We start from the raw sequence: 14,281 nt of genomic DNA, 5'->3' as shown, positions 1-14,281 counted from the left end.
CTTTAAATCAGCTAAATAAACATAAATCCAAATGATTAATCAGGGTCAAACTCTTGTTTTAATAAACCTTTAATCGATGCTTAATCAATATCTAAATATTTGTGCATTTGTATTGATAAGCGCCAGTTTCGTTCAATGCATGTTTTCATACATAAAGCCGTTGCTTTAGGCTTTTGAGAGATCGGTTGCAAACAAATAGTTTTGTCATTTACAGATTTGAGTTGCTGCAATAACGCATCTAATTGTTCAATATCCTTTTCCGTTCCAACTGGATGTTTGATTTCATTGGCTCTGACTAATGCTGTTTTTAGCACTTCTTTTTTGCCACGCATATTAATTTTAGGAGACAGCGTAACCCAGGTTTGATCATCAACCAACACTGGATAAGTACCGCTAGTTTCTAATTGTATTTGAAACCCAAATTCATGTAATACTTGGGTTAACTCTCGCAAATCAAACATGCACGGTTCGCCACCGGTGATCACGATCAGGTTAGCGGTGTAACCTAAACGTTTAATTTCATCAACAATCTCTTTTGCTGAAACATCAGCCCAACGATCAGACTCGGTACTTTTGTCAGTTAATAGCATTAATTCTGATTGTTTTGACGGGTCAATATCCCAAGTATGTTTAGTATCACACCAAGCACAACCTACGTCACAACCTTGTAAACGAACAAAAATGGCAGGAACGCCGGTGTAAACACCTTCCCCTTGGATAGTTTGAAACAGTTCATTTACTTTATAGTTTTGTGTCATTGACGTAAAATACCTTATTTGATCTTGCTCACTCTTTTTGTGGGCTGTTTTTATACTCGTGATATCGCAAGATGTAAAGCCAGCAACATAAATAGCGCATTATGCAGCTACCGTGTTTCAGTGTTAAAGAAGTTGCATCGCTATCAAACAATACCAATAGGAAAATAAGTGCTATGAGCAAAAAAGTCGTGGTTATATATTCAGGTGGAATGGACTCATACACTGTTTTACACAAAGCCATTGAAGAAGGGTTAACCCCTTACGCATTGACCTTTGATTATGGTCAGCGTCATGTAAAAGAAGTAGAAATTGCTCGACAGGTCTGCCAAGAGCTGGGTGTGCAGCACAAGGTTATTGATATTACTTCAATTAATCAAATCATAGGTGGGTCATCATTAACTGATAACACGATAGACGTTGCGCAAGGTGATTACGAAGAAAGCAATATGCTCAATACCGTGGTGCCTAATCGCAATATGATTTTATTATCATTAGCGATTGGTTATGCCGTTTCGTTAAAGGCTGAGCAAGTTTATTACGGCGCACATTCCGGAGACCATGATATTTATCCTGATTGCCGCCCTATTTTTCTTGAAAAGATGAACGATGTAGCAGCAGTTGCTAATTATGAAAAGACGGAAATCCACGCACCTTATTTAAAAACAGACAAAATTGGTATTTTAAAAGATGGCCTAAGAATGGGGCTAGATTACAGTAAAACGTGGACCTGTTATAACGGACGAGAAAAGGCCTGTGGCCAATGCGGTAGCTGTGTAGAACGTTTACAAGCCTTTGAGAAAAATGATATACGCGATCCAATTGCTTATGAATAACCAGTAATAAGTGGCCAATAACTAATAAAAGCTAAAGTAAGGTTTGTTGTTTAGGCCTTACTCTATTCACTGCGATTTTAAAATATAGCCTTTAGATATCACTTTGAACGGCCACTCAGTAACACTCCAGATCGCCACTTTCAGTGCTAATACGTTAATAGATCCCCTCATCCATAGCTGTTTTTTATTCTCAACTCACTCTCTAAATAGTCACTTTAGTTCAAGTAATAAATGCTCGTTTTATTGAACATTTTATTGACCATTTTATTGACCATTTTATTGACCATTTTATTGACCATTTTATTGACCATTTTATTGACCATTTTATTGACCATTTTATTGACCATTTTATTGACCATTTTATTGACCATTTTATTGCGTAATATCAAACCTTTTTCATTAAACCCATCTATCTCTTTATAGATATTTGCAGTTTGTGTTAAGCCTGTCTACTCTCAATACTTACGGATAAAAATTATACAATAAAGCGGCACTTCTAGAGGTCATCATGATATTTAATTTCAATAAGAACAAAGAAATAACGCAATTAAAAGCACAAATAGAGATCTTACAAAAAGACAATAATAGTATTCAAAATGCACTAGAGGAAGCGACTCGATCTAATAGCGAATTGACAGAAAAATTGTATGAAACCAACAAGCGCTATCAGAACCAAGAAGAGTTAAATCAATTATGGTTACAATCCTCAGATTTAGTAAACCAAATAAGAGAAAGCTTGGCACAATCGACAACAGAATTAATTGAACATCGAGACAGCTTTCAATCTTCGCAAATATTATTTGATAAAATAATGTCGATGCTCACTGAAACAATCACCTCTACGACTCAAATAGCGCAGGATACTGAAAAATCTTCGGTGGCCGTGGGCCAACTAGACACAGTGATTACCGACATTAATGACTTTGTAAATATCATTAAAGGCATTTCAGACCAAACTAACTTGTTGGCATTAAATGCAGCAATAGAAGCAGCGCGAGCAGGAGAGCAAGGTAGGGGCTTTGCAGTAGTGGCCGATGAAGTTCGAACATTAGCACAACGCTCTTCTACAGCCTCTAACGAAATATCAACCTTAATAGAAAAAGTTAACCGTAATATGACTGACGTTATTTCTGGTATTAATAATGTCGGCAAAAAAAGTAGTGATATCTCAACCAGCACAGCGTCAATTGAAAATACCGCCAATGAGATTGTCAACTTATCGCAGCATATGTACTCAGTGATCACGCAATCAACGGCCGATTCGTTTATCCAGACGGTTAAAATGGATCATGTTGTGTGGAAACTTGAGGTTTATCAAGTGATACTCGGTATGTCGAGTAAATCCGCGCAGGACTTTGCAGATCATACTATGTGCCGTTTAGGTAAATGGTACTATCAAGGTGAAGGTAGTGAGAAATATACAAGTTATGATGCATTCAAAAAAATAGAAGGCCCTCATGCGGAGGTACATAAAAATGGCTTAGCGGCATTATTAGCCTTTGACCAAGGGAATGAAAAAGAAGCAATTAAGAAGCTAACCTTGATGGAAAGCGCAAGCTTTAAAGTGGTAGATTTACTCTCTGCTTTATCAAGTGAAATAACCACAACCACCTATCAATAAATGCATTGCAGCAGAATAAGTTGTGTAACAACTGGACAACAGAGAACAAATTATAAATAACCTTTAACTTGCAAGTAAGCATTAGCCTCAAAATCGATCTGATATCTTGGGGTGCTATTGATTAACTTGATTAACTTGATTAACGCATTACAAGTTTAAAAAAGTTAAGGTCATAAAAAATGTGATGGCTTACCTCAGTAGTTAAATTGATCCATCACAGCGATTACCAAGTATAATGATTCTTAGAAAATTCAAGATCCCCCGCGAATAACAAATATTTTCAAATAGGTATGACATGGCTGATATAAACCTCGACTTTGCAAAAAAAGTCTTCATCGACACAGAACAACAACCTTGGATCAATAGCCCAATGGCAGGCGTTCGACGTAAGCCGTTAGCACGCGCAGAAGATGAAGTTCACATCACCAGTATTGTAGAATATGCAGCAGGCTCATATTTTAGCGAACACGCTCACCCACAGGGCGAAGAGATTTTTGTACTAGAAGGTGTGTTTTCAGATCAAAATGGTGATAATCCGGCGGGTACCTATATTCGTAACCCACCCGGTAGTCGACACACCCCCTTTAGTGAGCAAGGTTGCCTTATTTTTGTCAAGCTTAACCAGTTTGCAAGTACAGACCTCACATCAGTCACAATCGATACCAATCAAACACAATGGTTACAAGGCATAGGTAATTTACAGGTTATGCCCTTGCATGACTTTGAAGGTGAACATACCGCGTTGGTAAAGTGGCCTGCCGGAGAACATTTTCAACCACATAAACATTTTGGCGGAGAAGAAATACTGGTGCTTTCAGGCGAGTTTAAAGATGAATTTGCTAGTTATCCTAAGCACACATGGATACGCAGCCCGCACATGAGCCAACACCAACCTTTTGTTGAACAAGATACAATTATCTTAGTTAAAACTGGTCACTTACCTTTTGCTTAAGCTGTCTTTTTAGGTCGTTTATTTAACTTCTCTAGCTAGAGGTTTATGTTAAAAGGTTTCGTTAGAAGGTTTAGTAAAAATCCTTAGCTAAATCAGTTAAGTCGCATAGCGGAGTGATCACATTATGATAATGGGTTTTGTTAAATTTAAAAGGCACGATCAGAAGCAGACAATGTAATGACAATAAAAATAATTTACTTATTAATATTTAACAATATCATGTTGATTTTTATAGATGAAAACCTTTCTTTTAACTTCCTGCATGATATTTGTTAACATTTACTATTCCCTAAAAGTATTTTTTTTTATAAAATGTGAAGTTACGCCTGTATTTGGCACTTATTTTCTTTCCTTGATAAACTTTTATCGTTTTATATTAGAGAGCTGAAATGTTATTAGATCCGTATTATATCCAGCAAAACGACACCATTACGATTAGCGCAGAGCAAGCAAGTCATTTTGCTAAAAAAGAATGCCAAGATTTTAATCCTATTCATGATCCTGATTCAAAACGTTTTTGTGTTCCTGGTGATTTATTATTCTCATTGGCTTTAAAAGAGTACGGTGTGAGTAAATCTATGAGCTTTGCTTTTACTAATATGGTCGGTGATAGTATTCCTCTTAACTTTCCTGCTGCCGAAGGTGAAGATATTGTTGTGACAAATGCACAGGGTAAAAGTGTATTAGAAATAACAAAAAGTGGTGCTACTAGCCACGACCTAGAATTACTTGAATCATTAATTAAAAACTATGTGGTTTTTTCGGGACAAAATTTCCCAACATTATTAATGCCATTGATGGAAAAACATCAAGTGATGTTCAATCCAGCACGCCCACTTGTAATGTACAACAGCATGAACTTTGAATTGGACTGTTTAACGTTTACAAACCCACTACATGTTGAATTAGCAGAAAGTAAACTTGAAGTTGAATCAAAACGTGCCAATGAGTTCTTACATTTTGATATTTATGACGGTGACAAAGTAATTGGCCGAGGTGTTAAAACAGTGGTTGTTGGCGGATTAAAACCCTACGATCATGATTCTATTACCGCGTTTGCTGAAAACTATTTAGCCAACCGTAACGCATTTTAATTTGCTATAAGACCATCAAATAAAAAGAAGCCAGTTCATAAACTGGCTTTTTTATAGCTGTTTTTTTATCGTATTTTTCTAGCCCTTTTATATAGCTCTTTTTTATAATATTAAGATTAAGTACGAAAACGTAAATTATCACTGGATAGCTGATCCACTGCGGTTTTTCCCATTAATTTCATATCACGCTCTAATTCTGCTCGCATTAATCCTAATGCCCTTTCAACCCCAGGTTGCCCAGCGGCTGCAAGCGGGTATAAATACATTCGACCAATACCTACTGCCTTTGCACCGAGTGATAATGCTTTTAATACATGTGTCCCACGCTGTACACCACTATCAAAAATAACATCAATTTCATCACCGACCTCTGCCACTATTTCAGCAAGCTGATCGAAGGAGCTTCGAGAACCATCTAATTGACGTCCGCCATGGTTAGAAATCACAATACCCGTACAGCCAATCTCCACCGCTTTTCTCGCATCTTCTCGGCTCATGATCCCTTTTAAACAAAACTCTCCATCCCAAAATTTAACCATTTCAGCAACATCATCCCAATTCATCGAAGGATCCAACATATTAGTAAAATAATCACCAATAGAGGTCGCACCGGAGCCCATATCAACATGCTGTTCTAGTTGCGGTAATCTAAAAGGTTCATGGGTCACATAATTAATTCCCCACATTGGTTTAAGCACAAACTGCAACATGCCGCGTAGGTTCAATTTAAATGGAATTGAAAATCCAGTACGCAAATCACGCTCACGATTGCCGCCAGTAATTGAATCGACGGTTAGCATCATCACCTGTACTCCCGCGGTTTTTGCACGTTCCATCATTGCTTTATTTAATGCTCGGTCTTTGTGGAAATAAAATTGATAGACTTGAGGAGTATTGGTTTGCTTTGCAATTTCTTCCATACTTACCGTACCCAGCGAAGATACACCAAACATAGTGCCATATTTTTCTGCAGCCGCAGCGACTGCTCGTTCACCTTGGTGATGAAATAAACGCTGTAATGCCGTTGGAGAACAATAAACAGGCATATCTAATTTTTGTCCCATCACGGTGACCGATAAATCGACATCTTTAACACCGGCCAATACACTAGGTATTAAATCACAATCTTCAAAGGCTGCAGTATTACGTCGATAGGTTGTTTCATCGTCGGCACCACCGTCGATGTAATTAAAAATAGGGCTAGGTAAACGTTTTTTCGCCAAGGTACGAAAATCTTGAAAGTTATGGCAATCCTTTAATCTCATTACGATCTTCCTTATCTTTTTAATTTTTTGTGAATAGGATCTTGTGACCCACTATAGTCCTTGATTGATTTCTAATAAATACAACATAAAATAATAAACTCTTTCCTAAAACGGCCTAATAAATTGAATTCAGCAGATTTAACACTTTTTGCCTATGTTGCAGATACCGGATCATTCAGTAAAGCAGCACTGCAAGCAGACTTATCAACCCCCGCCTTAAGTAAAAGAATTACTAAATTAGAGCGTTCTCTGGGAGTGCAGCTTATTCACCGTACTACGCGTCGCTTAAGCTTAACCGAAGCGGGGGAAAATCTTTATATTCACGCTAAAAGTATAGAGGGCCAAGTCAGTGATGCCATTGCTTCTGTTTCAGCTTTTAGCCAAGGTTTAAACGGGCATATAAAAATATCTGTCCCCACTATTTCAGGAGAACTACTGCTCTCCGAAGCTATTGCTGATTTTTGTCAGAAATACCCTAACATCAGCGTGGATATGCGCCTTGAAAATAACTTCGTTAACCTCGTTGAAGAAGGTTTAGACCTAGCCGTTCGAACTGGTAAGTTGGAAGACTCAAGTTTAATCGCCAAGCCATTAATCAAATCTAACTGGGTACTATGCTGTTCGCCAAGCTACACAGATAAATATGGTGAAGTCACTACCATTGATGCGCTCAAAAAACACAATTGCCTTGCTTATACCTATCAAGCTCAAGGTTCATTTGATTGGCGATTCACAAAAGAAGGTATTGAAGAAACGGTTCGAATTAGCGGCAGCTTAGCGACCAACAATGCACAAGCCTTACGTAAAGCAGCCTTAGCTGGGTTTGGTATTGTTTATGTGCCCCGTTGTAGTGTTTATGAAGATTTACAAAAAGGCACATTGATTAAAATTTTGCCTGATTTTACTCCCAGACAACTCGGCGTTTATGCCATCTACCCTTTCACTAAGCACTTACCTGAAAAACTAAGGCTACTTATTGCACACATTAAACAAGCTTACCAGGATAAAAAAGAGTATTTTTAAACGCTAACTCCATATTTAAAAGCCAAGTCGTAATTGATTTTAATGGCTAGCCATTATTAAGCATCTTCGATAAATGTGATGAACGCTTGCCCCCTATTTCGCTTGATTGGCTTTCGATAAGGTGCATCAGTAGGTTATTGATATTTTTTGAGAAAAAACTATCCCTTAGCACTTAGCACTTAGCACGAGGTCACTAAAAGATAGTTTCTATTAGAATATTGGTTAAAGCTCGTGCCAGTCGAGCAGTTAGTTAGCGTTATTTTTTATTAATAATGCTTTTTATTAGTAATTCTTTTTATTAATAATTCTTTTTATTAATAATTCTTTTTCATTCGTAATGCCACATTAACCAATGCAATTAATACGGGCACTTCAATTAAAGGGCCAATGACACCTGCAAAAGCTTGATCAGAACTGATCCCAAATACAGCAATCGAGACAGCAATCGCCAATTCAAAGTTATTACCCGTTGCGGTATAAGCGATAGAGGCATTTTTATCGTATTCAATCCCCATCTTTTTACCAATAAAAAAGCTAATAAAAAACATCAAGACAAAATAGATAGTTAACGGGATAGCAATGCGCAATACATCTAACGGTAACTCAATAATCATTTCACCTTTTAAACTAAACATCAGCACGATCGTACACAGCAAAGCAATCAGAGTAATAGGCGAAATACGAGGAATGTACGTATTGTTGTACCAATCTTCCCCTTTCACTTTTACTAATATCTCTCGGCCAAGAAACCCAGCTAAAAAAGGCACACCAAGATAAATGAATACGCTATGGGCAATATCCAACATCGATATATCAACCATCATACCGGTGTAACCAAACACAGGAGGTAACACCGTAATGAATAACCATGCCATAAAGCTATACGTCACAATTTGAAATACACTATTTAATGCAACTAATGCGGCACCATACTCTTTATTTCCGCCGCCGATATCATTCCACACCAAGACCATGGCAATACAACGTGCAATACCGATTAAGATAATACCGACCATGTACCCCGGGTGATCGCCCAAAAAGGTCAATGCTAAGGCAAACATTAAAATAGGTCCGACTAACCAGTTCATTATTAATGATAAAGTAATCGCTTGTTTGTCTTTTGTAACCTTACCTAACAGCCGATAATTTACCTTTGCCAGTGGCGGGTACATCATTAAAATGAGCCCGATCGCTAATGGAATATTAGTGCTACCAACGGACATTTCTTCGTTTAATGTCGCTATCTGCGGGAATAAAAAACCGATAGCAACACCAATTGCCATGGCAACAAATATCCATAGTGTTAAAAATCGATCTAAAAAGCTCAGTTTTGCAATCGGAGTATCGATGCTTATATTCTTATTCATGGTGATGCCCTTGTTAAAAGTAATTGCTCAAACTTGGTTTAAAATTTTTCACAACTATCCGCCTTAGTTTATCTATTCTTACTTTATCTATACTTACCTTATCTATATAGCTCAGCAAATAGAGTTGAAAAAAGCTCGAATTGTTTTTTATTAATGCGGTAACACATTTTTGGTGGCATCGCCTCCGCAGTAATAAATTCGGCTTTTTTTAGAATCCGCAAATGTTCTGATACCGTTGATTGCGCCAGACCAAGTTCAGACACTAAGTCGCTATTTAAGCATCCTCCTGACTTCTCAAGCGCAACCAAAATACTCAGTATTCGCAACCGTGCAGGATGTGCAAGTGCTTTTGCTTGAGCAGCCAGTTGTTGTTCATTAGCTAACTGCAGCTCATTAGCCTGTAAAAGTTGTTTATCTACAACGATACATTTTGTATTCATAAAGCCTCTATATAGTTAATCGTCGATTAACGATTAATATGCTAGGATCATTTTAGAAATAAAGCGCTTTAGAGGGTAAAAATAATTTTAAAAAAATTACACTCCTACTATTGAAAACAATTTTTAGTGTCCCTAAATATATAAATGTAATGCGATGACACGTTAAAAACACCGCATCGCTTATTGTTTTATTTTGTTTAACCTCAAATCTGGTTAATAAAAGTGGAATTATATTTAAAATCATAAGGCTATATTTTTTGGCTATACAGTGCCGCTAGTTTTGCGCAGTTGACAGTTCAAGGCTAATTATTGAAGCAATAACTGGTTATTGATAGAGTGTTTAACGAAGAAATCCGCGGAAATAACGGTGTTGTATCGCTTTGCTTATCCAGAACTGAGGTTATTTACTCTAAGGAGAACTTATTATGAATACAATTGATTTAACTCCCCTTTATCGTAACAGCGTTGGCTTTGACCGTTTAGCATCATTGATTGATAATGCATTAACTTCAGAAACAAAAGCAACTGGTTACCCTCCTTACAACATCGAAATACTCGGTGAAAATAAATACACCATTTCACTTACGGTACCAGGATTTACACAAGAGGAACTGGATATTCAAGTTGAAAAAGGAGTCTTAAGTGTTTCTGGTAATAGGCAAAACACTGATAATGACCGTAAATACTTGCACCAAGGCATTCCAAATCAAGCGTTCGAACGTAAATTCAACTTAGCAGATTATGTTGAAGTGACAGGTGCAGATCTCTCCAATGGTTTATTGAATATAAACTTAGTCAAAGAGATTCCAGAAACCATGAAGCCGAAGAAGATATCCATTAATCAAATGAATAAATCATTAACACACCATAAAGAAGAAAAGGTAATTAATGATAACAGTAAAGATAAAGTCGCTTAAATAGCATGTATTTATGTAAACTATAAACACATCGAGTGAACGTTAATATATTTAAAAGAGGCAGTGAGCACTGCCTCTTTAATCTTCGCTACTTTTAGCTACAAAGTACGGAAATCTCCAAATCTACAAGATTGTTTTTATAAATGTTATTTTATTGCAGTGAACACATTGATATTTAGATTCATTTCTATGGCTTAAATATTTCTCTTTCCAAGTTCGGCGAGTTTTCATAAGGGGGAGTTCTTTTTTGCAAAATTCACATGTACGCATGACTATCCTGTATTTATTAATAAAAACCAAACTGTAATTAAATTACATTTTACAGCAAGATATTGATAAATAACAAACTTACTTTCACTTACTAAGCTCCATTTAGTTTAAAAATTACTGAATACATGAAATTTGGTAGGCATCTAACGAACCACACCTATTTTTTAAAACCCCAAGAGTAAAAAGTTTTAGACAAAAACTGATTTATTGGTCAAAGTTAATACATTTTGATCACCTTGTATGGAAGCTATTTATAGTATAGTTAATCAACTATGAAACAATTACAGCATAACTTTCATCATTAAATAGCCTTGATGCTTACAATCTAAAACAATCTCAATATAGGAAAATAAATATGAACGAATCTAATGAATTGTTACCTCTTATCTTCTCGCTTCTTGCCGGTGGTCTTATTGGCTTTGTTATTTATCATATAACACTTGGGAAAAGCAAAGCTTCTGAACAACAAAAAGAGCTTGATAAAAACAAAATAGAATTAGAAAAATACAAAGCACAAGTAAATGATCACTTTAATGAGAGTGCAGAACTAATGGGACAAGTAGCGAATAGCTACCAAGCCCTTTACAATCATATGGCAGGCCAATCAGAGTCATTATTAGGTGACACCGCAACAACTCACTTTCCGTTATTAAAAACATCAGAGGACACTGATCAAGAAAAAGTGGTCACGCCAGAAAGTAGTGAATCGGAAGAAGTTGAAACAACGGTAACTGAAGTTAAACCGGAAGAAGATGAAGCAACTGTAAATGGAGTTAAAACAGAAGAAGCTGAAGTTAAATTAGAAGAAGATGAAGTAACTGTAAATGAAGTTAAAACAGAAGAAGATGAAGTAACTGTAACCGAAGTTAAAACAGAAGAAGATGAAGTAACCGTAACTGAAGTTAAATCAGAAGAAGCTGAACCCACTGCAACTGAAGTAAAAAAAGAAGAAACAAAATAAAACTCATAAGAATACAGGCTATATAATCGTAATTGTGATCCTGTAAATAATTCGACTATATAGCCTGTTCCCGTCCTGAAATCTGCACAATTATCTTTTTTAGAGCGCATTTAAAACTACAACATTAAAAGATAGTTTGGGGCTGAATAATACTCAAAGTTAATGGCTGTCCTCGATTTTATACCCGACTGTCCACTTTTGCCTACCTCTTCAGTTTTTTGTTCAATAAAATTAAATTTGTGTCTTATTATGGATAACTTTAAGAATTAGCTATCTTTATTTTGGTCTATATTACTTTAGTAGTAGTATTTAATTCTTTTCTTTCAAATACTAATCACTATCACTCGACATAAAATAATGAATTTTATAAGTAATTTTATAAGTAATTTTATAAAAAAATAACTGGAGAACATAATGTTTAAATCGCTATCTAGAATAGTACCAATCATATTTTTTACGTGCTTAAGTTTTAATCTGTCAGCAGCAAACTTAGATGCACAAATTACTGATTATAAAAAAATTACGGAGTCCATTATTCAATCGGTAGTATCTGGTGATGTTGATGTACCAACCATGATTGCTGATAATAAGAAATTAATTGCAATCGGCGTTGAATTCAGTAAAGCCTACCAAGAAAAGTATCCGCAAAGCCAAAAGATGATGCAGGCAATTATTGATAATGCAGATTCTATGCAGACTTTGTCTTTAGAGAGTATTGAAGAGCAGTGGCATGATAACGGTATATTTACTGAAGGCAAATACAAAACTGACTTTGATATTGATGATGAAGATGTAGAAGATTTCCATAACCCTAAAGGTGCTGTTGTACATCCAGCAACTGCAATTATAGCTATTCAAATGTGGGAAAAAGATAAGAATGAAGAACATTTGACTCTTATAAAAGAAGAGTTACAAGAAGTACTTCATCACCTTCAACTTATGAAAGACTCACTTCAATAAATAGGTAATAAATATAGGCCAAATAGAGCACATGTATTGTGCTCTACTAAATTCGATCTAATCAATAAAAGAGATAGAAAATAATGCAAAAGAAATTCCTGTTCGCAATAGTATCTCAATTAATATTGATCGTTTCGCTAGTTGGTCTTAGCCTCTACGAGTTAACAACAATAAATCAAAGGCTTGATACTCAAAATAATTTAATTGTTCCTTTTTCTGATGCAAGTAATTCTGTCAGTCGTGGTGTCGAGATGGTTACTAGTGCTACACAGCGCTCTTTCTTGTCAAATGATCCTGACGAAATGAAAGTATTAAGTGTTCAATTACAAACAGGCTTAAAACTTTTAGCAGAGGGTTCTAAAAGCCTTCGTGATCCTAAATTTATAGAACTACATTCCGCAAAGGTTGAGGGTAGTGAAAATACTTCCTTAACTAATAATGATGAAGTGACGTCAGAATTATTAACAATTAAATTATTAGTTGACTCATTAGATGAAACTTTAAAAGCATATAATAATACTGCTTCGCATAGTTTAGAGTTAGTAAAAGAAAGTTATGAACGAACCCAGAGAATTAAAAAATCAAAAACTCTATTTGATAAGAATGTAAGAAAAACATTACCACTTTATTTAGAACTTGATACCTCAAAAAAAAAAGAATTTGGTTATTATATTCGAGGTGCTAATGCTCTGTTGTTTGCAAGTGATGAATTAACATTAAGAAATGTTGCTGGGCTTAAGTTCCATAGAGGTATTAACTTTTTAATCGAACATTTTAAAGATGGCGGATTCAACTCTGAAGTGCATAACGACTAAGCAGCTATAGCTGCCATATGTTCAGCCATTAATTTGGCTGGCGTATTGTAATCTAATTTCTTTCTTGGTCTGTCATTGAGTTTCAATATTACCTCTTTTACTAATGAATTCGATACTTTTTTAAAGTCGGTAGATTTGGGCCAATATTGTCTTAACAAACCATTTGTATTTTCATTCAAACCACGTTGCCATGAACAGTATGGGTCTGCAAAATAGACTGCACACTTTAATTTTTTGGTTAACTCTTCGTGATAAGCGAACTCTTTACCGTTATCAGCGGTGATGGTTAATACTGCATTTTTAAATGGTTTTAATAATGCAAGTGTGGCCGCAGTGACAGTCTTTGCTGACTTATCATCAATACGTGTCGATACTGTAAAACGCGTTTTACGCTCAACAATAGTCACTAATGCGCCGCTGTGCCCTTTACCAATGACTAAATCTATTTCCCAATCACCAACTCGGCTACGTGTATCAACGATATTAGGTCGCTCATCAATACTGACGCGGTTCTTGATAAAACCTCGACCAGCTTGTTTATCTTTATTGCGCGCTTGGTAAGCCTTGCCTTTTCGACGCAGATATTGGAATAATTGACCACCACTCCGCTTATTGGAGCAAATATGTTGGTAAATAGTTTCATCGCTAATACTGGTACCATGCTCTTTCTTAAGCCATCCTGAGATTTGGTCAGGACTCCATTTTTCACCTAGTTTTACATTTATTAATGCAATCAGAGTAGATGTCATTTTAATCGCTTTACGCGCTTCAATACGCCTTTTAACTGCAGCTTGTTGGGCCTGGTTAATTCGATAACCTCGCTTACCTGTATTGCGAGAAAGCTCCCTACTAAGCGTTGATTGATTCACATTCAGTTGTTTAGCTATTTTATTTTGACTCATGCCTATTTTCTTTAGCGCATAAATCTGGCATCGTTGTTCGTAGGTCAGTTGTTTATATGTTTTCATTGTTGCATCTCTTGCCGGAGAAAAAGCGATAAGCATA

At 36.1% G+C, this 14,281-nt stretch carries 15 protein-coding genes; 10 read left to right on the top strand and 5 right to left on the bottom strand.

Going from position 1 to position 14,281, the window contains the following annotated elements; translation table 11 throughout:
* Positions 1 to 80: 80 nt before the first annotated feature.
* The gene (queE, locus tag GQR44_RS04150; protein ID WP_166369575.1) at positions 81 to 758 is read right to left on the bottom strand and encodes a 7-carboxy-7-deazaguanine synthase QueE; all 678 of its coding nucleotides are present in this window, start codon (positions 756 to 758) and stop codon (positions 81 to 83) included.
* Between the two features lie 173 nt (positions 759 to 931).
* Here queE and queC point away from each other — a divergent pair, with 173 nt between their 5' ends.
* From queC to GQR44_RS04125, 5 genes are all read left to right on the top strand, one after another.
* Positions 932 to 1,591, top strand: a complete 660-nt coding sequence (gene queC / locus GQR44_RS04145; RefSeq protein ID WP_166369573.1) for a 7-cyano-7-deazaguanine synthase QueC — start codon at positions 932 to 934, stop codon at positions 1,589 to 1,591.
* A 231-nt stretch (positions 1,592 to 1,822) separates the two neighbouring features.
* Positions 1,823 to 2,014 (top strand): hypothetical protein, encoded by a 192-nt coding sequence (locus tag GQR44_RS04140; RefSeq protein ID WP_166369571.1) that lies wholly within the window; start codon positions 1,823 to 1,825, stop codon positions 2,012 to 2,014.
* An 85-nt stretch (positions 2,015 to 2,099) separates the two neighbouring features.
* On the top strand, positions 2,100 to 3,212 hold the full coding sequence (locus GQR44_RS19955) for a methyl-accepting chemotaxis protein (protein ID WP_166369569.1): 1,113 nt from the start codon (positions 2,100 to 2,102) through the stop codon (positions 3,210 to 3,212).
* Positions 3,213 to 3,507: 295 nt separating this feature from the next.
* Entirely contained in the window at positions 3,508 to 4,164 is a 657-nt protein-coding gene (locus tag GQR44_RS04130; RefSeq protein ID WP_166369567.1) for a cupin domain-containing protein, read from the top strand.
* A 389-nt stretch (positions 4,165 to 4,553) separates the two neighbouring features.
* Positions 4,554 to 5,258 (top strand): DUF3581 family protein, encoded by a 705-nt coding sequence (locus tag GQR44_RS04125; protein WP_166369565.1) that lies wholly within the window; start codon positions 4,554 to 4,556, stop codon positions 5,256 to 5,258.
* 116 nt (positions 5,259 to 5,374) lie between these two features.
* Here GQR44_RS04125 and GQR44_RS04120 read toward each other — a convergent pair whose 3' ends face one another.
* The gene (locus GQR44_RS04120; protein ID WP_166369563.1) at positions 5,375 to 6,523 is read right to left on the bottom strand and encodes an alpha-hydroxy acid oxidase; all 1,149 of its coding nucleotides are present in this window, start codon (positions 6,521 to 6,523) and stop codon (positions 5,375 to 5,377) included.
* A gap of 123 nt (positions 6,524 to 6,646) precedes the next feature.
* On the opposite strand from GQR44_RS04120, the gene GQR44_RS04115 reads away from it, so the two are divergent.
* A complete protein-coding gene (locus GQR44_RS04115) occupies positions 6,647 to 7,546 on the top strand; it encodes a LysR family transcriptional regulator (RefSeq protein WP_166369561.1) in 900 nt (299 codons plus the stop codon).
* A 314-nt stretch (positions 7,547 to 7,860) separates the two neighbouring features.
* Here the strand turns inward: GQR44_RS04115 and arsB are convergent, their stop codons facing one another.
* Together arsB and GQR44_RS04105 are read right to left on the bottom strand one after the other, a co-directional pair.
* The gene (gene arsB / locus GQR44_RS04110; protein WP_166369559.1) at positions 7,861 to 8,913 is read right to left on the bottom strand and encodes an ACR3 family arsenite efflux transporter; all 1,053 of its coding nucleotides are present in this window, start codon (positions 8,911 to 8,913) and stop codon (positions 7,861 to 7,863) included.
* Between the two features lie 98 nt (positions 8,914 to 9,011).
* Entirely contained in the window at positions 9,012 to 9,353 is a 342-nt protein-coding gene (locus tag GQR44_RS04105) for a winged helix-turn-helix domain-containing protein (protein WP_166369557.1), read from the bottom strand.
* Positions 9,354 to 9,778: 425 nt separating this feature from the next.
* Between GQR44_RS04105 and GQR44_RS04100 the strand changes: the two genes are divergently transcribed.
* The 4 genes from GQR44_RS04100 to GQR44_RS04085 all read left to right on the top strand — a co-directional run bounded on the left by GQR44_RS04100 (position 9,779) and on the right by GQR44_RS04085 (position 13,276).
* Positions 9,779 to 10,270, top strand: coding sequence for an Hsp20 family protein (locus tag GQR44_RS04100; protein WP_166369555.1), 492 nt, complete (start codon positions 9,779 to 9,781; stop codon positions 10,268 to 10,270).
* Between the two features lie 625 nt (positions 10,271 to 10,895).
* On the top strand, positions 10,896 to 11,501 hold the full coding sequence (locus GQR44_RS04095) for a DUF1043 family protein (RefSeq protein ID WP_166369553.1): 606 nt from the start codon (positions 10,896 to 10,898) through the stop codon (positions 11,499 to 11,501).
* Between the two features lie 414 nt (positions 11,502 to 11,915).
* Complete coding sequence (locus GQR44_RS04090) at positions 11,916 to 12,461, top strand: hypothetical protein (RefSeq protein ID WP_166369551.1); 546 nt, start codon at positions 11,916 to 11,918, stop codon at positions 12,459 to 12,461.
* An 83-nt stretch (positions 12,462 to 12,544) separates the two neighbouring features.
* Positions 12,545 to 13,276 (top strand): hypothetical protein, encoded by a 732-nt coding sequence (locus GQR44_RS04085; RefSeq protein WP_166369549.1) that lies wholly within the window; start codon positions 12,545 to 12,547, stop codon positions 13,274 to 13,276.
* Here GQR44_RS04085 and GQR44_RS04080 read toward each other — a convergent pair.
* Positions 13,273 to 14,281 (bottom strand): IS30 family transposase (locus tag GQR44_RS04080; RefSeq protein WP_240923555.1); only part of this gene is annotated, 1,009 nt, incomplete at its 5' end. The two genes, GQR44_RS04085 and GQR44_RS04080, sit on opposite strands and share 4 nt — an antisense overlap.

The sequence above is a fragment of the Psychromonas sp. SA13A genome, assembly GCF_011378715.1.
Lineage (GTDB): Bacteria > Pseudomonadota > Gammaproteobacteria > Enterobacterales > Psychromonadaceae > Psychromonas.
The sequence above is the reverse complement of the archived record's forward strand: the minus strand, read 5'-3'. Positions and strand labels throughout refer to the sequence as shown.